We start from the raw sequence: 25,678 nt of genomic DNA on the forward strand, positions 1-25,678 counted from the left end.
GTAAATTTATCTCTCAATTTTTCTCTTAGGAATAACAATGAAGTATTCACCTGTCTGCTTAGCAATTTTCGTTGGCTTAACGCCTTTTTCATCAAGTGCCAATGAAAGCGCTACAAATAATAGCTCTGTTGAAGTTATTGAAGTTAAAGGTAGTTATTTTAATAACTATAAAGTTGACCAAGCACATGGCGCAATGCGGACCAATGTTTCTTTATTAGAAACTTCTCAGTCGGTCACCGTTATTCCCAACTCGGTAATAGCAGAACAACTAGCGACAACATTAGGCGAAGTATTAACCAATGACGCAAGTTTAACTGCCGGCTCTAAACAACGTAATCGTGAAGTATTCAATCTACGCGGCTTTGAACTAAGTTCTTCCAATAGCTACCTTAGAGATGGCCACCAGCATTGGTCACACTACCAACAACCTATCGAAATCTTAGAAAATATCGAAGTGATTAAAGGTCCTTCAAGTATTTTATATGGTCAATCAGGGCCTGGTGGATTAGTGAATATGGTGACAAAAAAGCCAACAGCTAAAACATTATTTACGCTAGGTGTTGATGTTGACCAAGAAGGTTCAAGCCGATTATCGTTAGATGCTGGTGGCTCGTTAACTGATGATGAGTCATTACGTTACAGAGGTATACTGGTTAAACAAGATGCTAAATATCAGCATGAGTACCAAAACAATGAACAACGTCAGCGCGATCGTTTTCTAGGTGCGTTAGTCATTGACTATGATATTTCAGACGATGCCATGGTACGCCTTCATTATGACCGAACGGACGATGAAGCAGGGTTAGATACAGGTTCTTGGTTAGATGAAAAAGGCGATGTTATTGGTCATGATAAAACCATTCGTGATATGTCTTGGGCATTTACTGACATTACCGTTGAAAACATCGGTGTTGATATCAACTATGCATTAAATAATCAGTGGCAAGTTGCACTCGGCTACAATGAACAAAGCTTTAAACGCCAACGATTTGAATCGTCTCCTAAAAAACCCACAACTTTTTTAGAGGGTGATAGCTATACCTCAAAACCCTACGACCGTTTTGATGACTGGCAGTTTAAAACTGCTTTTATCGATTTTACTGGAGAATTTACCCTCGCCGGTCTCGATCATCAATTATTAATTGGCGCTAATTCTTTAGACTATTACTACGGACAACGTAAAGTAAATGGCGAGTCAATTAACTACTCTAGCGACCAAGAAGAGCCAGCACGACCTGATATCAGCTACACAACTGACGATTCACTTTACACCAGTGCCTATGATTACTATGGCATTTATTTACAAGACTTAATCACCTTAAATGATCAATGGCAAATATCGGTCGGAGGACGTTACGACAAGCAAAGTAAAGAAGGCGCGAACAATGAGTCGTTCTTGCCTAAAGCTGGGCTTTTATTTCATCCTGATGCCCAAACCACTTTCTACGCGAGTTATTCAGAAGGGTTTGAACCCCAGAGCAGCGAAACACTCGAAAACGATCGAGATATTAATCACGGCATGAAGCTCGAGGCCATGACATCTAAACAACTTGAAATCGGCTCTAAGTGGCAATTATTTGATGAACGTTTATTAGTAACGACCGCTATTTTTGATATTACCAAAACAGGCAAGTTAATTACTGAAACAATCAACGGCGATCCTAATTTTGATACGCAAACTGAACAGGCAGGTGAGCAGCGTCACAAAGGTTTCGAAGTTGCTGCACAAGGCGCAATAAACGATAAGCTCTTTGTTATGGCATCGTTAATGAACTTAGCCGCAAAATACGACAAAGATGAAAATTATCAAGGAAAAACCCCTGTTGATGCTCCCGAGTGGTCAGCATCAATTTGGTCTCGTTATGAATTAACGGACCAACTTGCTCTTAATGCGGGTGCATTTTATCAAGGTGAACGTTTTGCCGATAGCGATAACACTATATCCAAAGATGCTTATACCCGTATCGATGTTGGAGCAACCTATAAGACCACAATAAGTGGCCAAGGTGTTGATTTCCGCTTCAACATACAAAACTTGCTCGATACTGATTACCTTGCTGGTGGTGGTATATCTAGCGTTACCGCAGGCGACGGAATTAGCTACCGATTAGCCGCACAGATATCATTCTAAATTGACTAAAAATAATGGGTAACAAATAGTTATTTGTTACCCATTAATAAATTAAAGACCCTGACACCTGCTATGCAAATAAATAAAAGTACCTTAAGTTTTTCTCGTCTGATTCATGTCTATGTGTCGATGGCATTGTTGAGCTTACTGCTCTTTTTTTCAGTAACCGGCATTACCCTCAATCATCCCGAATGGTTTCGTGACAGCAAAGCTGACATTGTAGAAAGAGCATTAATGATTGATTTTTCTATGATTAAAAATCCGCCGTTAACACCACTACAAATTGTTAATGTTTCGACAGCTATTGAGCAAAAATTGTCGGTATCGTTAAACAACACGATTCTCGAAAGTAGCCAGGACGAATTGTTTTTCAGTATAAAACGGGCAGGAAAAAATACCGCTATTACACTCGATTTAGTCAGTGGAGAGTTGTTTTTTGAAGAAACTGACTACGGTTGGTGGGCGCTAATGAACGATTTACATAAGGGAAGAAATACCAGTGTTTTTTGGGGGTGGATTATTGATATAACCAGTTTACTTTGCATCCTATTTGCCCTAAGTGGCTTTATTTTAGCCATGCCACAAAGACGATTTAATCGTACCTTAACGGTAAGTTTAACCGTGACTGTCGCCATGATTTCTACCGCTATCTGGTGGATTTAAATCAATTAGCATGAACAACGCTCTCTACTTGAGTGATCACAAAAGGAACTTATATGAAGATAAACAAAATCGGGTTATCACTTATTTTATTAAGCTTGATAAATTTTAATGCCGTTGCCAATCCGAGCAACTCAGCGCCAGCACAATTAGATCTTGAACTGACTTTAAAGCAGCAACTCGGCGAGTATCATCCGCCCTATGTTGCGAGCTGGATTGAAAACTCACAAGGAAAACCAGTACGTACCTTATTACTTTGGCGAGAAAAAACGAAATGGTTAAAGGACATTCGACGCTGGTGGCGTAAGGTCGGTAAAAAAGATGCTGACTTTGTTGATGGTATAACTTCTGCGACTCGCGCAGCAGGCAAATATCCTCTGACTTTCTTGGCCGAAGATGATCAGAAAAAGTCACTAATAAAAGGACAATATACTTTATTTATTGAAGTAGTCAGAGAAAATGGTGGACGAGCCATTTTGCGCCAACCATTTGTATTAAACAACATAAAATCAACATTTACTTTAGCGGCAAGCCATGAAACTGATGAAATAAAATTCACTGTGCTACCGAAATAAACGTATTCATCCCCTTAACTCAAAAACGTAAACACTAGACTTGGAATATAAAATGACTTTAAAAAAAATAATCGCGTTCACCTTAACCTGTGCCATTAGTACACAAGCTTTCGCTCATTCTCGCTGGGTTTTACCAAGCCACTTTAATTTGTCTGCTGAACAAGGCGAATGGATCATGGTTGATATAACTGCATCAAATGAAACCTTTAATGTTGATAAAGCTATGGGGGCAGATTTAGTGAGAATTATTACCCCTAATGGCAAGCCATCAAGAGCGTCGTCAAGCTATAAAGGCCATAGAAAAAGTGTCATTGATTACTTCTTAAAAGATCCTGGGACCTATAAAATCACCAATAACAGTGAGGCTAGCTTTATCACCTCTTATACTATCGACGGCGACCATAAAAGACTATCAGCTAATAAGACAGAACTAGCCGGCAAATTACCGGCCGAAGCTACAGCGATCAAAACCACTTATCGTTATGCAAGAATAGAGAGTTATGTCACTTTAAATGCACCGAGTGATAACTTTAAAACCGAAGGTAAATTATTAGAATTGCTACCGGTTACTCATCCATCAGATATTGCTGAAAATGAAAAGGTGACTTTCAAATTTTTATTTAATGGTAAGGCACAAAAAGATGTTGCCGTAGAAATTACCGCCGACGGCGCACGTTACCGCAATAACCCGCAAACATTAACTTTGCTCTCAAATGAAAAAGGTGAAATCACCTTCACGCCAAACGCTGCAGGTCGATATTTATTAGTTGCTGAGCACAAAGAAGACACACCAAACTCTCCTTTGGCGGACCAGCAAATGGGCAGTGTATTTTTAACATTTGAAGCACAACTTAATTAAACTAAAGTAACGTCAATAATTGTTTTACACTTCGGGCACTAGCTCCTTGGTTTTGTGTTACCACGCGGTAAGCATTTTCTCCCAATGTTTGCTGCGTTTTTTCTGATAACAAAATATCAGCAATGATTTTACTTAGCTCATCAGTCATCTTCGCACTGTCTTGGTCAGTGAGCTCAATAATGCCTTTTTCAGCAACGAGTTGCTGCATAACCTCAACAAAATTACTCATATTAGGGCCAACGACAATCGGTTTTTTAAATAGCGCAGGTTCAAGGGGATTATGCCCACCGATATCCGAAAAACTGCCCCCCATAGTTACAACGCTAGCTAAAGCACACGTCGGTAAGAGCTCCCCTAAACTATCGAGTAACCAAACTTGTTTATCACGAGTTACTTTTTCTTGAGTGCTGCGACGGGCAATATTATAACCTTGCGCTAAACATAATGATGCGACATCATTAAAGCGCTCTGGATGGCGCGGTACAATAATGAGTAGTAATTGTGGCAAGCTTTTTAGTAATTCAGCAAACGCATTTAACGCAAGACTTTCATCCCCTTTATGAGTACTGGCAACAACCCAGATTAATCGTTCGGTTACCACAAATTCAGCCAGCTCTTGCTGCTTATCTTTTATTGTTTGATTAACACTGATGTCAAACTTCACATTTCCAGAAACCTTGCAGCGAGCAGCATCGGCACCTAAGGCTAAAAAGTGCTCATAGTTCACTTGGCTTTGACATAACACTTTATCAAAACGGTTAATTGTCGGTGTGATTAACCAAGCTAGCTTGCGATAATTGTTCATCGATTTTTGTGATAAGCGGCCATTAATCAATAACAATTTTATTCCTTGATCTGCACTTTGCGCGATTAAGTTTGGCCACAACTCAGTTTCCATAAAAACCATCGCCTGTGGTTTCAATTTATTTAAAAATGCTGCCACACAAAAGGTACTATCTAGGGGTAAATAACAATGTTGAACACGTTCCCCAAACAATTTTTTAACTTGCTCTGAACCCGTAGGAGTAAAAGTAGTGACAGTGACAACACGATGAGGTTTTGTTTCTAGCAGTTGGCTGATAAAACTCTTTAGAGCAATAACTTCACCGACACTCGCCGCATGAACGATAATGCCACCCGCTTTAAATTCTCGAGGTAAAAAACCCAAACGTTCGCTGATTCGTTGTCGGTAAGCTTTTTGTTTTACTGAGCGAAACTGAAGTAACAACCAAACGATCGGGAGTAAGCAAAGAAAAACAAGTCGATATAACATTAAAGATAATTGATAACGCACAGAAAAAACTCTTTAGTTGTTGATAAACGCAGTATAGCGACTTAAGCAAACAATAAAAATACCCAAAGCCGATGGAGTTTGTTATCGTCGTGATATTAAAGGAACTAAAATAGTAGTGCAGGAAAATGAGCAAATTTCATTTCATCAAGAACATATTCAACCATGGGTTCGCCATGGTCAGCATTATACTACTAGCGCCTTTATTATCCGCACAAGAATATGAAGAACCAACATATAATCAAGTAGATGTTAGCCAAGTAAAGAAAAAAGATACACCGCAAAAAGTAAAGTTTCTCGCTGACGACGATTTTGTCTTATCGGCTAATTATTATCTCGGAGACGCGCTTGGTGGCGGCGTATTATTACTCCATGACTGCTCCCACAGTAGCGAAAGCTATAATGTACTGGGTGAATTACTAGCCGAGCAAGGTATTAATGCACTAGCCATTGACTTTAGAGGCTATGGCGCAAGCGAATCTGAAGATTTTTCTCACCAAACGATAAAATACCAAGTAAAAGATATTGTTAGCTACCAAGCTGAAGTTGCCATGCTGACCTCGTATTGGGAAAAAGATGTTCTGGCAGCTTATAATTATTTACGCAATAAAATTGGCGAGCAACAACCTATCTCTCTTGTTGCCAGCGGTTGCTCAGTCAATGAAGCGGTACGCTTAGCAGAAAAAATTCGCATTAATAGCTTTGTTATACTTTCGCCTATTATGGATCATATGGAAAAAGAGCATTATAAAAACTTAATTGATATTCCTGCTTATTTCGTCAGTTCAGCGCATCATGCCGATAGTTTTTTAACCGCCCAAGAGCTATTTTCATGGAATGGCGACCGTCACTCTACCAGCCAAATTTTTCAAGGCGTTGACCAAGGGCATAACTTATTACGCCGCAATAAGTACCTAGCAATCAACCTGACTTCATGGCTAAACACCACTTTGAACTGATCAGTAAATACGCTTTATTTTTCAAAAACAGTATCGAGGATAATAGAAGAGTTTGTCCGTTCGACCCCTTCTAGCGAACAAACTATATTAAGAATTTCATTTAACTTTTTTAATGTTTGTGCCTGAATGGTCGCTAACAAATCATATTGACCGCTAATAGAGTAGATATGACTAATATTGTGTATTTTTCTTAACGCGATACAAATATTTCGCCTAAGATTAGGATTTACTTTTAGTGATACATTTGCCGAAATTAACTGATTACTATATTCACTACCTAAAACAATACTGTAGGCTTTTATCACACCACTATTTTCTAACTTAGTTAGACGATTTTGTATCGCTGTGCGAGATACGCCAGTCGCTCTAGCAATGTCAGAAACACTTGCTCGGGCGTTGCATCGTAAAATAGCGAGTAGCTCTTCATCTTTTTCTGTAATCATCATTTATACCCGTCAACCATTAATAAAACCAATTAGACACTAACAATAGTCATTTTGATAGTGTTACATGTCAATTTAACTAATCAAATAACCATAAAATTAACTAGTGTCACTTTTTTCAATCTTCGTCTAGGATAATAATACTATTATTATCCAAACCTATTAATAAGGAATTGTTGTGAACGACTCTTCAAACAACGCAAGTTTTTATGCACATTTAAATGATCAAATTGAGCAAGTTAAAGAAGACGGTTTATATAAAGCCGAACGTGTTATTACCACAGCACAACAACCAAACATTGCCGTAGCTAGTGGTGAAGCGGTAGTCAACTTTTGTGCTAACAATTACTTAGGCTTGGCCAATCATCCTGAGCTTATCGCTGCAGCAAAAGCAGGCTTAGACGAGCATGGTTTTGGTATGGCATCGGTACGATTTATTTGTGGTACCCAAGATATTCACAAAACACTAGAAGCAAAATTAAGTCAATTTTTAGGCATGGAAGATACTATTCTTTATTCTTCATGTTTTGATGCTAATGCCGGATTATTTGAAACCCTATTGGGCGCCGAAGATGCTATTATCAGTGACTCATTAAACCATGCTTCAATTATTGATGGTGTGCGTTTATGTAAAGCAAAACGTTACCGTTACGCTAACAATGACGCCAACGATTTAGAGCAACAACTCATTGCAGCTGATGCCGCTGGTGCACGTTTTAAATTAATTGCTACCGATGGCGTATTTTCGATGGACGGCGTTATCGCTAACTTAAAAGCAGTGTGTGATTTAGCTGATAAATATAATGCTTTAGTGATGGTTGATGACTCGCACGCTGTCGGATTTGTCGGTGAAGAAGGCCGAGGTAGCCACGAATATTGTGATGTAATGGGCCGTGTTGATATTATAACAGGCACACTAGGTAAAGCTATGGGTGGCGCTTCAGGTGGTTACACCTCAGGTAAAAAAGAAACAATTGAATGGTTACGTCAACGTTCACGCCCTTACTTATTTTCTAATTCGTTAGCACCCGCTATTGTTAATGCGTCAATTACCGTGATTGATTTATTAGCCGAAGGTGGCAAATTACGTAAAACATTAAAAGATAATGCCCGTTACTTTCGCACGAATATGGAAGCTGCTGGTTTTATCTGTGCTGGCGCTGACCACGCGATTATCCCAGTGATGTTAGGCGACGCAAAAGTAGCCAGCGAAATGGCGAGCCGATTATTAGCGGAAGGTATCTACGTGATTGGCTTTTCATTCCCAGTAGTTCCTAAAGGGCAAGCACGTATTCGAACTCAAATCTCAGCCGCTCATACCCAAGAGCAACTTGATAAAGCCATTTCTGCCTTTATTCGTATTGGCAAAGCAATGAACATTATTGGTTAAGGTTAGGATTAAAGGAAATACCATGAAAGCATTAGCAAAGTTAAAAGCCGAACCCGGCATTTGGATGACTGAGAGTGAAAAACCACAACTTGGTCATAATGATTTATTAATTAAAATTAAAAAAACCGCTATTTGTGGCACCGACATTCATATTTACAACTGGGACGAATGGGCACAAAAAACCATTCCCGTTCCTATGGTAGTCGGGCATGAGTATGCCGGCGAAGTGGTCGGTATTGGTCAAGAAGTCAAAGGTTTTGCTTTAGGTGACCGGGTGTCTGGCGAAGGGCATATTACCTGTGGTCATTGCCGAAATTGTCGCGGTGGTCGTACACATTTATGCCGAAATACTGTCGGTGTCGGTGTTAACCGAGAAGGCTCATTTGCTGAATATTTAGTGATCCCTGCTTATAATGCGTTTAAATTACCCGATGAAATATCTGACGATTTAGCTGCGATATTCGACCCTTTTGGCAATGCTGTTCATACGGCTTTGTCTTTTGACTTGGTCGGTGAAGATGTACTTATTACTGGCGCAGGTCCTATTGGCATTATGGCAGCAGCCGTCGCTAAACATGTCGGTGCGCGCCATGTTGTTATTACTGACATTAATGAATATCGCTTAGATTTGGCCCGAAAAATGGGCGCCACTCGAGCGGTTAATGTCAGTAAAGAAAGTTTAACTGATGTGATGACCGAACTAGGGATGACTGAAGGCTTTGACGTTGGCATGGAAATGTCGGGCGTACCTATGGCCTTTAAGGCTATGTTAGAAAACATGAATAACGGTGGCAAAATCGCTATGCTCGGTATTCCTGGTCAAGATATGGCCATTGATTGGAGCCAAGTTATTTTTAAAGGCTTAACAATTAAAGGTATTTACGGTCGTGAAATGTTTGAGACTTGGTACAAAATGGCGAGCTTAATTCAGTCAGGTTTAGACTTATCACCGATTATTACTCATCATTTTGATATTGATGATTTTCAAAAAGGCTTTGATACCATGCGTTCAGGCCTTTCTGGTAAAGTTATCTTAAACTGGGAAAGTTAAACCTTTGGGTTTAAGCAACTAACCTGTTAATGAAAATATAAAGCCAGCTAAAAAGCTGGCTTTTTTATTAACAATGCTGCTCTTGCTATCGGTAAGCAAGTTTAGAGATGAAATACCCCATCAATTCGTTATAATAAACATTATTTATTTTTCACCTCTTTTATAAGGTAATATTGTGACAACTCCCGGTAATTTATTTATTCTTTCCGCACCTAGCGGTGCAGGAAAATCTAGTTTAATTAAAGCCTTATTATCTCAAGAGTCGGCAAGACCGATGCAAGTGTCAATTTCTCACACCACACGAGCACCTCGTCCAGGTGAAAATAATGCTGAACATTACCATTTTATTAATGTTGAGCAATTTCAAAAGCAGATTAAACAAAATGAGTTTTATGAGTATGCTGAAGTTTTTGGTAACTATTATGGCACCTCAGCATCTGCGATAGATAAACAACTTGCACAAGGTATTGATGTTTTTCTTGATATCGACTGGCAAGGCGCCAAGCAAGTACGGATAAAACAACCCAGTGTCACCACAATTTTTATTAGTCCCCCTTCAAAAGCAGAACTTGAAAACCGTTTAAAAAAGCGCGGACAAGATAGCGATGCCACCATTAAATCTCGTATGGCACAAGCAAAAGCAGAATGCTCACACTACACTGAGTTTGATTACATTATTGTTAATAACGACTTTACTCAGGCGCTGAGCGACTTAACCACCATCGTTAATAACCAACGCCTAAAATGTCAGCAACAAGCGATAACGCATCAGTTGATGTTCGATGAATTATTAAAAGACTAATATTTCTACTGTATTTTCACCTAGTATAGGTATATACCTTGCTTAATCGCCTGTAGCTCAGTAAACTACGGCACTATTTTATAAATTTTAAGTTGGAGTGACCAAATGGCTCGCGTAACTGTTGAAGGTGCTGTAGAAAAAGTAGGCAATCGTTTTGACTTGGTGTTAATCGCATCACGTCGTGCTCGTCAAATTGCCACAGGTGGTAAAGATCCTTTAGTTGACCCTGAAAATGACAAGCCTACCGTTATAGCTTTACGTGAAATTGAAGCCGGTTTAATCACTACTGAAGTAATGAACAATAGCGACCGTCATGAACAAGTTCAGCAAGACTCTGCAGAACTTGCTGCTGTTGCAGCCATTGTTGGTGGCGCTCAGCCACAGCTATAAAATCTTTTGTCGCCTTATAGCGACGAGATGTAAACTAAACGCGTAATCATTGTTAATGATACGCGTTTTTTATTGTCAGTATTTAACGAATAACGTATTGTGTTATGCTGACTCAAAGCTTTGACTGGCGGTAATAAGACCGTTCAGCTTAATCATCAAGGATTCAATGCGTGTACCTTTTTGAACCATTAAAAGAACTTGTTTCAAGCTATCTTTCTAAAGTACAAATTGACTTATTAAAGCAAGCTTACCTTGTTGCGCGTGAAGCGCATGAAGGACAAATGCGTTCAAGCGGTGAGCCTTATATTACTCATCCGGTAGCCGTTGCTTTAAACCTAGCAAAAATGCACCTTGACCATGAAACCTTAATGGCGGCATTACTCCATGATGTTATTGAGGATACTCCGGTAACTAAAGACGAATTAGCCGAATTATTTGGCTATACCGTTGCTGAGTTAGTTGAAGGTGTCAGTAAGCTTGATAAATTAAAGTTTGATAACAAAGAAGAGATGCAAGCGGAAAACTTCCGTAAAATGATACTTGCCATGGTGCAAGACATACGCGTAATTCTGATTAAACTTGCCGACCGCACACACAACATGCGCACGCTCGAATCTTTACGTCCAGATAAACGTCGACGTATTGCCCGTGAAACATTAGAAATTTACGCCCCCATTGCTAACCGTTTGGGTATTCACGATATTAAAAGTGAATTAGAAGTTTTAGGTTTTGAAGCCCTTTACCCGATGCGCGCACGTGCGTTAAAGTCAGCGGTAAAAAAAGCCCGTGGTAATCGCAAAGAAATTATTAATAACATTCAAGAAGAAATTGCGGCTCGTCTTAAAGAAAGTGGGATTGAAGCGCAAGTTATTGGCCGAGAAAAGCACCTTTATTCTATCTATCGTAAAATGCTCAATAAAGAATTAATGTTCAATGAAGTCATGGACATTTACGCTTTTCGTGTCATCGTAGAGAATAAGATCGATAATTGTTACCGAACACTTGGCGCTGTGCATAACTTATTCAAACCAATTGAAAGCCGCTTTAAAGATTATATCGCTATTCCCAAAACAAATGGTTATCAATCACTGCATACTTCACTGATTGGTCCACATGGCATCCCTGTTGAAATTCAAATTCGTACACAAGATATGGATCAAATGGCAGACAAAGGGGTAGCCGCTCACTGGTTGTACAAACAAGACGGCGACAAGAGTGGCACCACAGCTCAAATGAAAGCTCGTCGTTGGATGCAAAGTTTATTAGAATTACAACAAAGTGCTGGTAGTTCATTTGAATTTATTGAGAACGTAAAGTCAGACTTATTTCCTGAAGAAATTTATGTATTTACCCCAGACGGACGTATTATTGAATTGCCGATGGGCGCAACTGCTGTCGATTTTGCTTATGCTGTTCACACTGATGTTGGTAATTCATGTGTCGGGGTTAAGGTCGATCGTAAACCTTATCCACTAAGTCGAGCTATTGATTCAGGGCAAACCATTGAAGTTATAACTTCTTCTGCCGCTCGACCGAATGCCACTTGGTTAAACTTTGTTGTTACTGCTAAAGCACGCTTACAAATTCGTACTTATTTACGTTCACAAGAGCAAACAGAATCTTATGGTTTAGGACGACGTTTATTAAGTCATGCCTTAGGTAAAGTCCATATCGAAGACATTGACCAAGCAAAAATTGATCAGGTTGTTAAGGAGACCGGTAATACCAGTCTTGATGGCCTACTCGTCAATATTGGCTTAGGTAATGCGTTAAGCATAGGTATTGCTAGACGATTAACCGATGAATTTACTATAGATAGTGCAGAAAGTGGCTTCGCCGATCCAAACAGTAAAACCAAAATGCCAATCAAAGGCAGCGAAGGTATGTTGGTCAGTTACGGAAAATGTTGCCGTCCTATTCCAGGAGACGCTATATTAGCTTACTTGAGTCCTGGTAAAGGTTTAATGGTGCATCAACAAGGTTGTCGTAACATTAAAAACCATGAACAAGGTAGCTTATTTCCAGTAAAATGGGACAGTGATATTAACCGAGACTTCATTGCAAAATTACGTATTGAAATAATGAATCATCAAGGTGCACTCGCCGCATTGACCAATGTTATTGCTAAGTGTGAATCCAATGTTCATGCGCTAAATTCTGGTGAAAAAGACTCGGGACTATATGCGATTGACATGGAGATAACCTGTCGTGACCGCGTTCATTTAGCCGATATTATTCGAAAAATAAAAGTGATGATTGATGTTCAGCGTGTTGTGCGCAATAAGTAGTCAATCGTCTTTAACAAAATTACCATGTAGGAATTACTATGAAAACAATTATCAGTACAGATAACGCACCCAGTGCAATCGGCACATACAGCCAAGCGGTAAAAGTTAATAATACCGTTTACCTTTCAGGTCAGATCCCTCTTATTCCAGAGACGATGACTGTTGTTTCTGAAGACTTTACCGAGCAAACTAATCAGGTATTTAAGAACTTAGTTGCGGTATGTGAAGCCGCAGGCGGTAATATTAACGATATGGTGAAGGTAAACATTTTCATGATGGATCTCGCCAACTTTGCAACAGTAAACGAAGTAATGAGCCAATATTTTCAACAACCCTACCCAGCACGCGCTGCGGTACAAGTTTCTCGTTTACCCAAAGACGTATTAATTGAAATAGATGGCGTGATGGAATTACCTAACGTCGGCTAATTTTCGCTGTTAACTGTAAAGTATATTTTCCCTCCTTAAATTTAATGGTTGCACCTAACCGTTAAATTTAAGAGCAAATCGTCGAAAATATGTAAACAATCTCGTATAAAAAATTTGTTTAGCGATTTTTAGATGATGAACCATAAAGTGTAGATGTGAAGTGTAATGACTCCTGAAAGATTAAAAAGAATAAACGCGATGCTCGATAAACGCCAACCAGATTTAACTGTTTGTATGGAAGGTGTTCATAAGTCACATAACCTTGCCGCGGTTGTTCGCACCGCCGATGCTGTTGGCGTTAGTGATGTACATGCCATCTGGAAAAGTGATGAAATGGAAGTACGTGGCGGCAGTGCTGCGGGTAGTCAAAACTGGATTGATGTGCACAACTACACGACAACTAAAGATGCTATTGATGAATTAAAAAAGCAAGGCATGCAAATTTTAGTGACCAACCTTTCTGATAGCGCTGTAGATTTTCGTGAGATCGATTACACCAAACCAACGGCTATTATTTTAGGCCAAGAAAAGTTTGGTGCTTCAGATATTGCACTTGCAATGGCCGATCAAGATATTGTTATTCCTATGGTTGGCATGGTGCAATCGTTAAACGTTTCTGTCGCCTCTTCTGTGGTTTTGTATGAAGCGCAACGTCAGCGTCAATTAGCTGGAATGTATGACACTGCTCGAATTGATGATAATCGCCGTCAGCGTTTCTTATTTGAAGGTGGTCATCCTATTTTTGCCGAGGCATGCAAACGTAAGGGCTTACCTTATCCTGTGATTGATGAAGAGGGACAAATCATTGCCTCTGAATCATGGTGGGAACAGATGCAAATGACTCAAGCGGCTTGGAAAGCATTAGATAATTAATCGACAGCATTGCTGAAATTTTATAGCTAAGCCCTTAAATATGCCGTTTAGGTGATTTGACTATATGATAAAAGGACAATAACTTAGTGTCAAAAGGGCTAGCCAAACTCGCACAAATAGCCATCACCAGCTTAAAAGGTGTTGGTCCAAGCATGGCAGAAAAACTTGAAAAAGTTGGCTTGCGCTCACTACAAGATTTACTTTTTCATTTACCCAATCGTTATGAAGACCGGACTCGTGTTACCGCAATACGAGACTGTTTCCCTGGCGTTTTCACTAATATTATTGGTGAAATCACCGGTAGCCAAATCATTAATGGCAAGGGACGTATGTTACTGGTTACCGTTCAAGATGCTTCAGGAACCGTAAACTTACGTTTTTTTCGCTTTAGCGCTGCACAAAAAAATAGCTTAGCATTGGGGCTGCACATTCGCTGTTATGGTGAAATTAAACGTGGCGCTCGTGGTTTTGAAATAATTCATCCTGAGTATAAATCCCTTGATGAAGACCAAGCTTTAACCGAGGTAGAAGAAACACTAACCCCTGTTTACCCAACGACTGAAGGCTTACGACAAATAACTTTACGTAACTTAACCGAGCAAGCGTTAATTAGATTAGAACGAGGCCAAGTTGAAGAGTTATTACCTGAGGAGTTTAATTTGCAAAATTATTCTCTCGCGCAAGCTTTGGCGCTTATTCATCGTCCGCCCCCTGAAACTTCAGTAATACAACTGGAAGAGGGTAAGCATCCAGCACAGTTACGATTAATAAAAGAAGAATTATTGGCGCATAATTTAAGTATGCTGAAATTACGCCAGTCTAGTGATGCTCATCGTTCAATATCTTTAATCGATGATAAAGTACTCAGTGATAAGTTTTTAGCCTCATTACCTTTTTCACCCACCAATGCTCAAGTAAGAGTGGTACAAGAAATTCGTCAGGACCTGATGAAAACTCAGCCAATGATGCGCTTAGTACAAGGTGATGTGGGTTCAGGAAAAACCTTAGTCGCGGCACTTGCGGCACTCACCGCTATCAGTAAAGGCTTTCAGGTTGCCTTAATGGCGCCAACAGAAATATTAGCAGAACAACATGCCCTTAATTTTAAAAACTGGTTTGAACCGCTTGATATCAGCGTTGGCTGGCTAGCTGGAAAAACGAAGGCAAAAGCAAGACGTAGCGCACTAGAGCATATCGAAAATGGTAATATGCAGATGATTGTTGGTACTCATGCTTTATTTCAAGATAAAGTTATCTTTCATAATTTAACACTGATTATTATTGATGAACAACATCGCTTTGGTGTACATCAGCGTTTATCACTGCGCGAGAAAGGCGCTTTTGATGGTAATTATCCGCATCAATTGATTATGACAGCAACTCCGATCCCTCGCACATTAGCCATGACTGCCTATGCCGATTTGGACACCTCTATTATTGATGAACTTCCCCCAGGAAGAACCCCGATAAATACCATAGCCTTGCCTGATACACGCCGTGAAGATGTAGTTGAACGCATTCGAAAAGGCTGTGTAGAAGACAATCGACAAGCTTATTGGGTGTGTACATTAATTGAAGAGTCTGAAGTATTACAATGCCAAGCAGCAGAAGATACGGCGGTGTATTTACAAGAGCAACTAACAGAATTAAAAATTGGTTTGATACACGGAAGAATGAAAGCCGCTGAAAAACAGTCAGTAATGGAAACGTTTAAAAAAGGTGAACTAGACTTATTGGTGGCAACAACCGTTATTGAGGTTGGTGTTGATGTGCCCAATTCGAGCTTAATGGTCATTGAAAACCCTGAACGGTTAGGCTTGGCGCAACTCCATCAGCTACGTGGTCGTGTAGGAAGAGGTACAGTCGCTTCACATTGTGTCTTAATGTATAAAAGCCCACTCTCTAAAACCGCAACCAAACGCTTAGCGGTATTACGTGAAAGTAATGACGGCTTTGTTATCGCACAAAAAGACTTAGAAATACGAGGTCCAGGTGAATTTTTAGGTACCAAGCAAACGGGTCTCGCCGATCTAAAAATAGCAGACTTGCTCAGAGATGCGCATTTAATTCCAGAAGTACAGCAACATGCTTATCTTATTTGGAAAAAACACCCACAAAATGCCCAAGCGATTATTCAGCGTTGGATGGGCGATCGCGAATACTTTACCAATGCTTAAGCTGCTTTATATAGAAATAAAACAACTAAGCAAAAACGAAAAGCCTAAATTACTTTCTTATTATTCTCAATAAACACAAGCTCAAAAACAAACCAAAGCTTATTGCTCCTCCACCTGAGGTTTTCACTTTTGCTGGTGCAGTAACAACAACAGCAGGTGCTTTACTAACTGTAATGCTCTTGGTCGTTTTAACGCTAAGGCCTGTGCTATCAATTACCGTTAATTCAACACTATAGGTACCAGCCTGAGAAAATGTGTGACTAGGGTTTTGTATGTTACTGGTACTATTATCATCAAAATTCCAAGCATAACTATATTGTGAATCCCCCCCGACTGGCATTGAAGTAAAGGTCACCACTAAATCATTAGCTGAATGAGAAAATGAAACGCTTAAATCAGACGCTTCCGAGGAGCTTGAAAGTGTTACGGTTGCCGAAGTACTATCAGAGCTTTGCAAGTCGACCTTCATGCTAAAGTCGAGTTTGGGTAGGATAACACCAGACTCAGGTTGACTTGGCGAAGAGTAATCATTGGAATCGCTAAAAAAACTCTTTGCAACATTATGCACATCACCGTTAAAAGGTTGTTGGTCGTATAAACTAAATGCTGCGTCGTGTATCTGATATGCCGAATTTCTGTTACTGCCATTAGACGCCTTTACTAAGTTTTGATCCGCATCAACCACACCGATAAATAACTGGCCAGCATGCTCGTCTACCTTATTATCAGCAATATTTTCATTACGATACCAAAGCAAAACGCCCGCATCATAGCCGATATTTTTTAAGCGACTATCAACACTGGTATGACTGCGTAATTGAACATAATAGTAATGGGGTAAACCGGCAATTTTATCAGCTAAACGGCTAAACCCGGAAAGTGTAGCTTGATTTTCTTCTTCGCCATCGACAGCAAAAATCTCACTCGCACCATTGAATACTTTTATTTCATCTGCGACAAAGCCATAACCACCTTCCGCTTGATCGGTAACATAATTAATTTTAATGACAACACTTTGTCCAGCAAAACTAGCAAGATCAAAGGTTAAATCAGTCCATTTTAGATCACCTTCTGCATTGGCAATATCGGCTGAATTTCCGCTGATATATTCACCTATGCTTGGGTAATACGGATTGCTATTTTTGCTGTGATTTCCCTTAATTACGGTGTCGTTTACTAATACCTGCAGGTAATCATAGTCTTGTTCTATTTCCCAGCGTGCCTTCATCGACAATGTCGGGGTACCTGCTGGCAAGTCGACTGAGAACGACATACTGTTTTCCAACATATCACCCTTATCAGAATAAAATTGATATTCTCCCGCGTAAGCTGCTGGAAAATCTAATACAGATGGCGGTAAGTTCACCTTAATCTGGTTAACCGCAGTATGATCAACGGTACTAACCAAGGAGATACTCTCATTGTTTAATGTCGCAAAATCAACTTGCCGTTGAGTTATCCAGTTGCCTTGATAACGCTCCTGTAGATAATCACGGGCCAGAGGACTAAAAGCAGACGGGCGAGTTCCTGCTGGAGAACCCAGCCAAGTACCAGAAGCCATAACTGACCACTCTGAAACAGGCGCCCCAATATCACTACTATCGATATCATATTCGTCAAGTAAACCTAAATCATGACCAAATTCATGGACAACAACGCCGGGAGCCGCATCAATCGGATTAATAGTATAACCAAACGCTTTTATATCAGAACCGGGGATAGTAGCTGGTTGATCACCCGTATCATTGAGCACAAAACTTCGATGTGACCAAATAGCATCTTCGGCTAAATTGCCACCACCGGCTTCCTCACCGATACTCGCATGGAAAAGCATAATATGATCAATAATACCGTCAGGTTCATTAACATTTCCGTCTCCGTCAAAATCAAATAAATCAGTTTTGTCGTAAGGGGATAAATCTAAGCCATTAGCAACAAGTTGTGTAACTGCTTCAACAACAAGCGCCTTAACATTTTGATCATTTTCGGTTTCTTCGTCGTTGCTACCATAATAACTGGCATTATTTTCTGCAGTCACCCACCCCTTAACTTGGCCGGTAAAAAAGAATTTCTGACCAGACTCATGTTGATAATATTGATAAGCCGATTCAATATTTTGTCCTGATGGACCATCAAATCCACTCACAGAAAATAAAAGATCATTATAATGAGCAGGCGAATAATTCGCATAAAACATATCGGTATCATTCGCTGATAAACCATTATCGTTATGCTTTAAATCATTAAAATCGATCAGTATCGCTAAAACATTAACCGTGGTTTCAACGTCAGCATCTGCCGTTTCTTGTAATAAATAATGGGCAATTTGCGTTTTTTTCAACTGACTATTGAAGCCCATCTTTTTACGGCGTTCTCCATTACTAAAACGTTCAGCGGCTACCACTTTTTTTGATAAGGCCTGAGGCAAAACTTTAGGTTGAAATGATTTTTTTATCAGATAGTTAGACAGTGCTTGTTTTTTTTGTTGGTCAGTGGCGTTTATTGACAATTCGCCTCTTTTTTCTAACCAATAGAGAATACGCTCTTTGTTAATAACACCAGCATCTGCTGGTGCACTTTTTGAAAAACGTTTTATATCATCAATATTTTCTGCTCGTAAAGGCAGCTGACTTATCAAGACCAACAAAGCTAATAGATAGGGTATCTTCATGAGTTTTCCTTGTGTAACTTGTTATTTAGCACAGTTTTTCAAAGCCGCGTTTTTCTTACGAATATAGTTATTAACTGCATGCTCTATTTCTTCATTAGATAATGAGCCATCAATTTTACCATTGGCAATTAACCGCTCTTTTAACTTTTGCGTGTTCTTAAGTGGTGGTATCGTTGACTGATGACAAACAATTTTTTTTATAATAACTTGTTCGCTGCTATTTTTAGCGGTTAGTGGTGCTGATGTTTGCTGACACCCCAGTAATAAAGTCATCACGACCCCTAAATAAAATTTCATAACATCGCCGTATATAACAATAATAATAACCATAATACAGCATATTAATTAGTGGATAAAGTTTAACCAGCACAGTCCATTTAATAAAAAACACCACCACTTGATTTCAAGTGTTAATAATTGCTAAAAAATACGGTAAACTGTCAGTAATTTTAGTGATAAGTGAATGTTAGATGGCCGCTCAACAAGATAATCATCAAGAAAATGAATCAAATTCTTCAAGTGACAACACCACACATTTTGGCTTTCAAACGGTAGATAAAAACGAGAAAGAGTCAAAGGTTGCCAGTGTATTTCACTCTGTCGCCGCGCAATATGATGTAATGAATGACCTAATGTCTTTTGGTATTCATCGCCTTTGGAAACGCTTCACCATAGATGCTAGTGGCGTACGTCCTGGTAACAAAGTACTAGATTTAGCCGGTGGTACTGGCGATTTAACCGCAAAATTTTCACAGCTGGTTGGTCGTGAAGGCAAGGTTATTCTTGCTGATATTAATAGCTCTATGCTCAATGTTGGTCGAGATAAGTTACGTGACAAAGGTTTAGTACAAAATATTGAATACGTACAAGCCAATGCACAATACTTACCCTTTGAAGACAATACCTTTGATATTGTCACCATAGCTTTTGGTTTACGTAACGTTACGGACAAAGATATGGCGCTAAGGTCTATTTACCGCGTATTAAAACCCGGTGGTCGTTTATTGGTGCTAGAGTTTTCAAAACCAGAACATCAGTTAATCAGTAAGGCTTACGACTTTTATTCTTTTAATATTCTTCCTAAAATGGGCGAATTAGTGGCTAAAGATGGTGATAGCTATCAATATTTAGCCGAGTCTATTCGCATGCACCCTGATCAAGAAACATTAAAAGAAATGATGGATTCGGCGGGTTTTGAACAGACAAGTTTCAAAAACCTTACCGGTGGTGTTGTTGCTCTGCACAAAGGGTATAAATTTTAATCGTGACAAACTTCAGTAGTCAGTTAATGTTTCAACAAACGCTTTGTTCAACCGTAGAGTTTGCCTTTAATCAGGCACTCGCAATCAGTGTTAAGGGTGCCAGTGTTTTGCAGACCTTAGAAGAAAAAACATTGACCATTTTATTAACTGAGTTAGGTTTTCCACTAAGTTTCTCTATTAATAACAACAAAGTGTTAGTGACTGGCTTAACTGAACGTAGCGACTGTACAATAAATACGAGTATAAAAACCTTACGTGAACTAAAGAAAGAGCAACAAATTACGGAGTTAATCAAACAAGAGAAACTCGATGTTCAAGGTGACATTAAAGTTGCTCAACAGTTTGCTAATATTGCCCAATCATTAGAAATCGATTGGCAAAGCGAAATTGCTCAGCATATTGGTGATATTCCTACTTATAAGTTGTCGCAGTTAGGTAAGCGCTGGGCGAAAAAAATTAATTTTGCCACACAACAGATACAAGCAGACGCCAGCGAATGGCTAGTGCATGAAAAACGCTTAGTGGTCACAGCCAGTCAACTCGGTAGTTTTAGTGAACAGGTTACTGAAATAACTAAGCAAACAAATACAGTAGCGGAACGTATTCAGCGACTTGCTGAAAAAATAACTCCCTCAACTTAATTCTCAAGGAACATTGTGAGCAGTTTACGACTTTATCGCATCATTAAAACATTTCTTCAATTTGGTCTTGATGAACTGATCCCAAGCCATATGATACCTTGGTATGCAAAATTCATTCGCTTTACATTATTCTGGTTACGTAATAAACACCAAGATAAGCCTTCAGCCTTGCGACTTCGCCTAGCGATTGAATCTTTAGGTCCGGTGTTTGTAAAATTTGGCCAGATGTTGTCAACCCGTCGTGACTTACTTCCTGAAGATTTTGCCAACGAACTGGCATTACTGCAAGATCAAGTACCTGCTTTTGATGGTGAATTAGCCAAAGCTATTGTTTTAGAAGCCATAGGTGAAGAAACATTTAATCAGCATTTTACTGATTTTAATAGTAAACCTCTTGCTTCGGCGTCAATTGCCCAAGTGCATACAGCCACCTTGCTGCAAGACGGACAACCTTTTGAAGTAGTCCTTAAAGTTTTACGCCCCAACATTACTGAGACAATTTTAGCTGACGTAAAAGTCATGTCGCTATTTGCGGGTGTTGTCGCTAAATTTTTACCTGATGGTAAACGACTACGCCCAAAAGAGGTCGTTAATGAATACCGAAAAACGATTGTTGACGAACTAGATCTCAACCGTGAAGCCGCGAATGCAACCTTATTAAAGCACAATTTTTCCCAGGGTAATGCTAGCGATAGCGTATTATATGTACCCAAAGTTTATAGTGATTTTAGCCATGAAAACGTGATGGTTATGGAACGTATTTATGGTATTGGCGTTGGAGAGATAGCGACACTTCAAGGGCTTGGCGTAGACATGAAATTACTTGCTGAACGTGGTGTTGAAGTGTTTTTTACTCAAGTATTTCGTGACAGTTTTTTTCATGCTGATATGCATCCAGGTAATGTTTTTGTCGATGCAACAAACCCTGCTGATCCAACATGGATAGCGATAGATTGTGGTATTTGTGGTACGTTAAACCGTGAAGATAAACGCTACTTGGCCGAAAATTTTGTCGCGTTTTTCAATAGAGATTATCGGAAAGTTGCCGAGCTTCATGTCGACTCTGGCTGGGTACCAAGCGAGACCAGTGTTGATGAGTTTGAATTTGCTATTCGCACCGTTTGCGAACCAATATTCAACAAACCTTTATCAGAAATATCTTTTGGGCAAGTGCTGGTAAGCCTTTTTAACACCGCCAGACGATTCAATATGGAAGTACAACCACAATTAGTTTTATTACAGAAAACCTTGCTCTATATCGAAGGCTTAGGCCGACAACTATACCCACAACTCGACTTATGGCAAACCGCTAAACCTTTCTTAGAGAATTGGGTAAAACAGCAAATGGGTGTTAAAGCCGTATTTAAAAAGATAAAAGAGAATCTGCCTTTTTGGAATGAAAAACTGCCTGAAATGCCAGACTTGCTTTATGATTATTTAAAAACGACCCAAGTAACCCGTCAAAAGCAAATGCACTTATTCACTGAATTAAAAGCGCAGCAACACAAAAATCATAAAGTTATTATTGGTACTTTGCTTTTTAGTACCTTATGTATTTGTGCAGCCATTATATTTCACTAATATCTACTTCAACTGTCTGAGTAGATATCAGTAATGAGGTTATCTCACATTAATCTAAGCTGAGATAATTACTTCAGGAGATATCCGTTCGAGGACTAAATATAAGTTGACGTTATCGACTTGAGACGAAATAAATTTTTTGAGACGACAAAGCATTATTATTTTGTGCCTATTTGAGGTCTTAACTACTAGTGTTATAAAGGCCGCTAACCAACATTAACGATCACTCTGCGGACATTCCTGACGTTATCTACTGATTATTCTTTAGGTCAACTGATAGCCAAAAGCGGAAGTAGAGCAATCATCAACACAGTTCATGTCATGCCACTTTGCGGAAGTTAGTGTTCGAGGTTTTCTACTAAAATGTTTGTATGTTTTGATCTACAGCGGACATGGCTGAACAATCACATTTCTCTGGTAGCTTCTCGATAACTGACGTTCCCACAAACATAAAAGCATCAGTCTTTTGATGATAACTCTTACCAATGAGTCGAGCTGTCGACTGGCAAATTAGCAAACACAGTGGTCGTTCACGTAATTGTATTGTCATGACTCCAGAGAACCATCATCTATTGGTTCAACGTTAGATATTCTGATCGCTATAATTAGGCATTCTGTGAAAAGGAATACTTGTTTAAAAAACTAAAATTGACGCTAGCATTGTTGAGTCTTTAGTTGAAATTTCGGAAGTTTTCGCTCACCTAGTATAGCAAAGGATTATTAATTCTAAGGGATGGCTTACTGATAACAATTTCAAAATATCAAAGACCAGAAACAAAAAATACCAATTATTATAATTGGTATTTTGTAAAATCAATAATTAGAAACTAAATTAAGCTTGTTTCTTAAATCGACGTGATCCTAGACCAATCATTCCTAACAAAAAAATAGCCAGTGTTGATGGTTCAGGGATACTTCCTGCTGGTGGATCATGGGCCCAAACGCTCATGTGTGACAAGGCGCCATTGTTAGAAAAAAGGTTCACATCCCATTTACCTTCAAAATAATATGGAGTATCACCCAAACTAATAGCCAAACCACCAACACCGTAATCGGTAATTAGATCGTGGAAATTGAAATCATAAATAGCCCATGAGCCATAGTCATCATCCCTATTTCCCTTTAGTACAAAAGCCAAATGGTCAAAAACGCTGGGTCGTCCTAATGCTGCTGACGCTGCAGCTATAGCTGAAGGATCCACTTCTAATGACCAAGTGCCATCAACTCTGAAAGACATATCAATTACTGAACCGAGGTCGTAAGGGCCAATAGAGTCGTAATTAAACTTATATTCACTAACCCCATTCACTAAAACATCATTAGTATACTCAGTATCCGCATCACCCAAATGAATCCAGCCGGGATCAATTAGATTGGTACCACCCGTCACATCAACCATCGAGTCAGCAGGGTTTGTTAGAAACTGCTCTCCGGGAACAAAATAAGCATCATGACCTTGACCTCCTACTTCTCCATTCAGCAATCCAACTCCAAGCTTGCCATTATTGGGATTAGGTTCATTCCCAAAATCATTATGAGGATCGGCGATAAATCCCAGACAAGAAGTAGCATCGATGTCTCCTTCCGTAACAATATTTTCGTCTAATCCCCCATAAATGACTTCCTTGATCTGTGTGATTTGGACGCTTGATTTCGAACATGTACTACCACCAAGTATAACGCCGGCATGACTGAACCCGCTGGCGATAAAAGCAATAATTGCGGAGGAAAATATGATTTTTTTCATTTTTAGTCCTTTAATGTGTTAACTTTGTGAAATTATTGCAATATATATGCCGTAACAATAATGTTTCAAATTATTAGTCAGTTAGCTTTCGTTGAGTTCAATTTAAAATCATAACTGTAAAAAAAGTTGACACTATAATGAATAATAGTGGTATCCAGAAACTCATAGTAAAATGAACTACTTGTCTAACATGATAGTTTCATGAGTGTTCCCCCAAAATTAATTTTTCGGTTACACTATCCGCACTCATGGAATTTAATTCGTTTAATCTTGGATGAAGAGCAAAATCCGCTTCGTAATCCTCATTATTGGAATAGCTTCTGGTGTGAAAAACTCAATAATCGAAAATTTTTACTAAAAAATAGTAAACAGTGAGCATTCCAAGATGAATAATCACAGGCGGATTTGAGCATTGAGGGGCATAGATGATGATCTTGTTCTATGGCTGTAATTTGCTTTTTGTGATCATAAAACCGATTTCGGCAACGTTTGCTTTACCTTAAACTTTAAAGTTACCTATCAGCTTGATTAGCTCAACTAACAGGCATACAGCCGACCTAGACAAACACTCATAATTTAAAAGTTTTAATGCCGCAATGCGCACCAAGAAGTCATAAAAACGAAATATTGAAATGTCAGCAACCTTAACAAAGTGATAGTTATGCGGGATGATTTTTATTTGTAAATTTAGACCGCTTTGCCGCAAAATTTAGTGTTCTGAGATGGAAGCCGACTGGCAGCAATGAACTTGAAGCAGACTTTGTCATTTGTGGGTTACTAACTTTCACAAATCGCATAAGTTATTTTTACAAACCCTAAGATAATGAATAGGAAAACTACCAGCAATAAATTATATCTGTTGGGCTGTTTTAATTTTAGATGACCTTATTGTATGTCTAACATTTCAACTTATATTCTGACCAATGCAAAGTATTACCTAACAAAACGACACTGCCAGAAACAATCAAGATTGCTGTACTCAAAATACCCGTCATAATGATACATTCCGCTATACCGCCATCGTCACAATCTCCTAGCTCCCCCATTTGAGTGGATTTTAAGGTTAGTTTTTTTGTCACCATATCGCAGTCATAATAGTAAGGCTGGTCAGGTGAAGAAGAGGGAACGAATGCACATGAACTGACGGAAATACAAATAAAACAACTCAACAGCACTTTCTTTAAACTCATCAACTGCAATATCCATATAATTAATTTTTCATTAAAAGTGAGACCAATAAGAGATTTATCGCCTTTTATTGAGCTAAAGGTCGAACTTTGTGTAAATTAATTATAATAAAATACAAAACATTAACTGTTCAGTTTTTGTATTTCATTTGTTTAACTTTGTAAGATTATTTTAATTTTTATGGCAAATTTTTAATAAAAAATAACGCCTCCCTGAAGCAGAGAGGCGTTATTTTATTATCATTAATGGCGGGCTTAATTGAAGTTTTTCT

The 25,678-nt window shown here is 39.1% G+C and carries 22 protein-coding genes; 16 read left to right on the forward strand and 6 right to left on the reverse strand.

What is annotated here, in order from left to right; all coding sequences use genetic code 11:
- The first annotated feature begins 37 nt into the window (after window positions 1–37).
- The 4 genes from H4J56_RS01040 (at window position 38) to H4J56_RS01055 (ending at window position 4,225) form a co-directional block, all read left to right on the forward strand.
- Window positions 38–2,131 (forward strand): TonB-dependent siderophore receptor, encoded by a 2,094-nt coding sequence (locus H4J56_RS01040; RefSeq protein WP_182258732.1) that lies wholly within the window; start codon window positions 38–40, stop codon window positions 2,129–2,131.
- Window positions 2,132–2,203: 72 nt separating this feature from the next.
- The gene (locus tag H4J56_RS01045; RefSeq protein WP_182258733.1) at window positions 2,204–2,794 is read left to right on the forward strand and encodes a PepSY-associated TM helix domain-containing protein; all 591 of its coding nucleotides are present in this window, start codon (window positions 2,204–2,206) and stop codon (window positions 2,792–2,794) included.
- A gap of 53 nt (window positions 2,795–2,847) precedes the next feature.
- Window positions 2,848–3,366, forward strand: coding sequence for a DUF2271 domain-containing protein (locus H4J56_RS01050; protein ID WP_182258734.1), 519 nt, complete (start codon window positions 2,848–2,850; stop codon window positions 3,364–3,366).
- A 52-nt stretch (window positions 3,367–3,418) separates the two neighbouring features.
- A complete protein-coding gene (locus H4J56_RS01055; protein WP_182258735.1) occupies window positions 3,419–4,225 on the forward strand; it encodes a DUF4198 domain-containing protein in 807 nt (268 codons plus the stop codon).
- A 1-nt stretch (window position 4,226) separates the two neighbouring features.
- Here H4J56_RS01055 and waaA read toward each other — a convergent pair whose 3' ends face one another.
- On the reverse strand, window positions 4,227–5,519 hold the full coding sequence (gene waaA, locus H4J56_RS01060) for a lipid IV(A) 3-deoxy-D-manno-octulosonic acid transferase (protein WP_083277978.1): 1,293 nt from the start codon (window positions 5,517–5,519) through the stop codon (window positions 4,227–4,229).
- A gap of 173 nt (window positions 5,520–5,692) precedes the next feature.
- On the opposite strand from waaA, the gene H4J56_RS01065 reads away from it, so the two are divergent.
- Complete coding sequence (locus H4J56_RS01065; protein ID WP_182258736.1) at window positions 5,693–6,475, forward strand: serine aminopeptidase domain-containing protein; 783 nt, start codon at window positions 5,693–5,695, stop codon at window positions 6,473–6,475.
- A gap of 14 nt (window positions 6,476–6,489) precedes the next feature.
- Here H4J56_RS01065 and H4J56_RS01070 read toward each other — a convergent pair whose 3' ends face one another.
- Window positions 6,490–6,921: an Lrp/AsnC family transcriptional regulator gene (locus H4J56_RS01070; protein ID WP_404842490.1), complete on the reverse strand. Its 432-nt coding sequence runs from the start codon at window positions 6,919–6,921 to the stop codon at window positions 6,490–6,492.
- A gap of 175 nt (window positions 6,922–7,096) precedes the next feature.
- On the opposite strand from H4J56_RS01070, the gene H4J56_RS01075 reads away from it, so the two are divergent.
- The 8 genes from H4J56_RS01075 (at window position 7,097) to recG (ending at window position 16,317) form a co-directional block, all read left to right on the forward strand.
- Window positions 7,097–8,308 (forward strand): glycine C-acetyltransferase, encoded by a 1,212-nt coding sequence (locus H4J56_RS01075; RefSeq protein WP_182258737.1) that lies wholly within the window; start codon window positions 7,097–7,099, stop codon window positions 8,306–8,308.
- A 22-nt stretch (window positions 8,309–8,330) separates the two neighbouring features.
- Window positions 8,331–9,359 carry an L-threonine 3-dehydrogenase gene (gene tdh, locus H4J56_RS01080; protein ID WP_070375404.1) on the forward strand — a complete coding sequence of 343 codons (1,029 nt, stop codon included), beginning with the start codon at window positions 8,331–8,333 and terminating at the stop codon, window positions 9,357–9,359.
- Window positions 9,360–9,534: 175 nt separating this feature from the next.
- Window positions 9,535–10,161 (forward strand): guanylate kinase, encoded by a 627-nt coding sequence (gene gmk / locus H4J56_RS01085; RefSeq protein ID WP_182258738.1) that lies wholly within the window; start codon window positions 9,535–9,537, stop codon window positions 10,159–10,161.
- A 105-nt stretch (window positions 10,162–10,266) separates the two neighbouring features.
- The gene (gene rpoZ / locus H4J56_RS01090) at window positions 10,267–10,551 is read left to right on the forward strand and encodes a DNA-directed RNA polymerase subunit omega (protein ID WP_070375402.1); all 285 of its coding nucleotides are present in this window, start codon (window positions 10,267–10,269) and stop codon (window positions 10,549–10,551) included.
- A 170-nt stretch (window positions 10,552–10,721) separates the two neighbouring features.
- Entirely contained in the window at window positions 10,722–12,839 is a 2,118-nt protein-coding gene (gene spoT, locus H4J56_RS01095) for a bifunctional GTP diphosphokinase/guanosine-3',5'-bis pyrophosphate 3'-pyrophosphohydrolase (RefSeq protein ID WP_070375401.1), read from the forward strand.
- A gap of 38 nt (window positions 12,840–12,877) precedes the next feature.
- The gene (locus tag H4J56_RS01100) at window positions 12,878–13,267 is read left to right on the forward strand and encodes a RidA family protein (protein WP_070375400.1); all 390 of its coding nucleotides are present in this window, start codon (window positions 12,878–12,880) and stop codon (window positions 13,265–13,267) included.
- 165 nt (window positions 13,268–13,432) lie between these two features.
- Entirely contained in the window at window positions 13,433–14,140 is a 708-nt protein-coding gene (gene trmH, locus H4J56_RS01105) for a tRNA (guanosine(18)-2'-O)-methyltransferase TrmH (RefSeq protein ID WP_182221356.1), read from the forward strand.
- A gap of 86 nt (window positions 14,141–14,226) precedes the next feature.
- Window positions 14,227–16,317: an ATP-dependent DNA helicase RecG gene (gene recG, locus H4J56_RS01110; RefSeq protein WP_182258739.1), complete on the forward strand. Its 2,091-nt coding sequence runs from the start codon at window positions 14,227–14,229 to the stop codon at window positions 16,315–16,317.
- 49 nt (window positions 16,318–16,366) lie between these two features.
- On the opposite strand, the gene H4J56_RS01115 is transcribed toward recG, so the two are convergent.
- Together H4J56_RS01115 and H4J56_RS01120 are read right to left on the reverse strand one after the other, a co-directional pair.
- Window positions 16,367–18,988, reverse strand: a complete 2,622-nt coding sequence (locus tag H4J56_RS01115) for an immune inhibitor A domain-containing protein (protein WP_182258740.1) — start codon at window positions 18,986–18,988, stop codon at window positions 16,367–16,369.
- A gap of 21 nt (window positions 18,989–19,009) precedes the next feature.
- The gene (locus tag H4J56_RS01120; RefSeq protein ID WP_182258741.1) at window positions 19,010–19,285 is read right to left on the reverse strand and encodes a hypothetical protein; all 276 of its coding nucleotides are present in this window, start codon (window positions 19,283–19,285) and stop codon (window positions 19,010–19,012) included.
- A gap of 173 nt (window positions 19,286–19,458) precedes the next feature.
- On the opposite strand from H4J56_RS01120, the gene ubiE reads away from it, so the two are divergent.
- From ubiE to ubiB, 3 genes are read left to right on the forward strand one after another with little or no spacing between them, the layout of a single operon-like run.
- Window positions 19,459–20,250, forward strand: coding sequence for a bifunctional demethylmenaquinone methyltransferase/2-methoxy-6-polyprenyl-1,4-benzoquinol methylase UbiE (gene ubiE / locus H4J56_RS01125; RefSeq protein WP_182221359.1), 792 nt, complete (start codon window positions 19,459–19,461; stop codon window positions 20,248–20,250).
- 2 nt (window positions 20,251–20,252) lie between these two features.
- Window positions 20,253–20,891 (forward strand): SCP2 domain-containing protein, encoded by a 639-nt coding sequence (locus tag H4J56_RS01130; RefSeq protein ID WP_182258742.1) that lies wholly within the window; start codon window positions 20,253–20,255, stop codon window positions 20,889–20,891.
- Between the two features lie 15 nt (window positions 20,892–20,906).
- On the forward strand, window positions 20,907–22,472 hold the full coding sequence (gene ubiB / locus H4J56_RS01135; protein ID WP_182258743.1) for a ubiquinone biosynthesis regulatory protein kinase UbiB: 1,566 nt from the start codon (window positions 20,907–20,909) through the stop codon (window positions 22,470–22,472).
- An 832-nt stretch (window positions 22,473–23,304) separates the two neighbouring features.
- Here the strand turns inward: ubiB and H4J56_RS01140 are convergent.
- Both H4J56_RS01140 and H4J56_RS01145 read right to left on the reverse strand, forming a co-directional pair.
- Window positions 23,305–24,219 (reverse strand): PEP-CTERM sorting domain-containing protein, encoded by a 915-nt coding sequence (locus tag H4J56_RS01140; RefSeq protein ID WP_182258744.1) that lies wholly within the window; start codon window positions 24,217–24,219, stop codon window positions 23,305–23,307.
- An 896-nt stretch (window positions 24,220–25,115) separates the two neighbouring features.
- Entirely contained in the window at window positions 25,116–25,301 is a 186-nt protein-coding gene (locus H4J56_RS01145; RefSeq protein WP_157470951.1) for a hypothetical protein, read from the reverse strand.
- Window positions 25,302–25,678 lie beyond the last annotated feature (377 nt).

The sequence above is a fragment of the Colwellia sp. BRX8-4 genome, from assembly GCF_014077345.1.
Classification (GTDB): Bacteria; Pseudomonadota; Gammaproteobacteria; order Enterobacterales; family Alteromonadaceae; genus Colwellia_A.

What these genes read in the sequence shown, in the direction of transcription:
- H4J56_RS01040 (WP_182258732.1), top strand. Translation starts at nt 38, where the DNA reads ATGAAGTATTCACCTGTCTGCTTAGCAATTTTCGTTGGCTTAACGCCT.
- H4J56_RS01045 (WP_182258733.1), top strand. Translation starts at nt 2,204, where the DNA reads ATGCAAATAAATAAAAGTACCTTAAGTTTTTCTCGTCTGATTCATGTC.
- H4J56_RS01050 (WP_182258734.1), top strand. Translation starts at nt 2,848, where the DNA reads ATGAAGATAAACAAAATCGGGTTATCACTTATTTTATTAAGCTTGATA.
- H4J56_RS01055 (WP_182258735.1), top strand. Translation starts at nt 3,419, where the DNA reads ATGACTTTAAAAAAAATAATCGCGTTCACCTTAACCTGTGCCATTAGT.
- H4J56_RS01065 (WP_182258736.1), top strand. Translation starts at nt 5,693, where the DNA reads ATGGTCAGCATTATACTACTAGCGCCTTTATTATCCGCACAAGAATAT.
- H4J56_RS01070 (WP_404842490.1), bottom strand. Translation starts at nt 6,921, where the DNA reads ATGATGATTACAGAAAAAGATGAAGAGCTACTCGCTATTTTACGATGC.
- tdh (WP_070375404.1), top strand. Translation starts at nt 8,331, where the DNA reads ATGAAAGCATTAGCAAAGTTAAAAGCCGAACCCGGCATTTGGATGACT.
- rpoZ (WP_070375402.1), top strand. Translation starts at nt 10,267, where the DNA reads ATGGCTCGCGTAACTGTTGAAGGTGCTGTAGAAAAAGTAGGCAATCGT.
- H4J56_RS01100 (WP_070375400.1), top strand. Translation starts at nt 12,878, where the DNA reads ATGAAAACAATTATCAGTACAGATAACGCACCCAGTGCAATCGGCACA.
- trmH (WP_182221356.1), top strand. Translation starts at nt 13,433, where the DNA reads ATGACTCCTGAAAGATTAAAAAGAATAAACGCGATGCTCGATAAACGC.
- H4J56_RS01115 (WP_182258740.1), bottom strand. Translation starts at nt 18,988, where the DNA reads ATGAAGATACCCTATCTATTAGCTTTGTTGGTCTTGATAAGTCAGCTG.
- H4J56_RS01120 (WP_182258741.1), bottom strand. Translation starts at nt 19,285, where the DNA reads ATGAAATTTTATTTAGGGGTCGTGATGACTTTATTACTGGGGTGTCAG.
- ubiE (WP_182221359.1), top strand. Translation starts at nt 19,459, where the DNA reads ATGGCCGCTCAACAAGATAATCATCAAGAAAATGAATCAAATTCTTCA.
- H4J56_RS01140 (WP_182258744.1), bottom strand. Translation starts at nt 24,219, where the DNA reads ATGAAAAAAATCATATTTTCCTCCGCAATTATTGCTTTTATCGCCAGC.
- H4J56_RS01145 (WP_157470951.1), bottom strand. Translation starts at nt 25,301, where the DNA reads ATGGTGACAAAAAAACTAACCTTAAAATCCACTCAAATGGGGGAGCTA.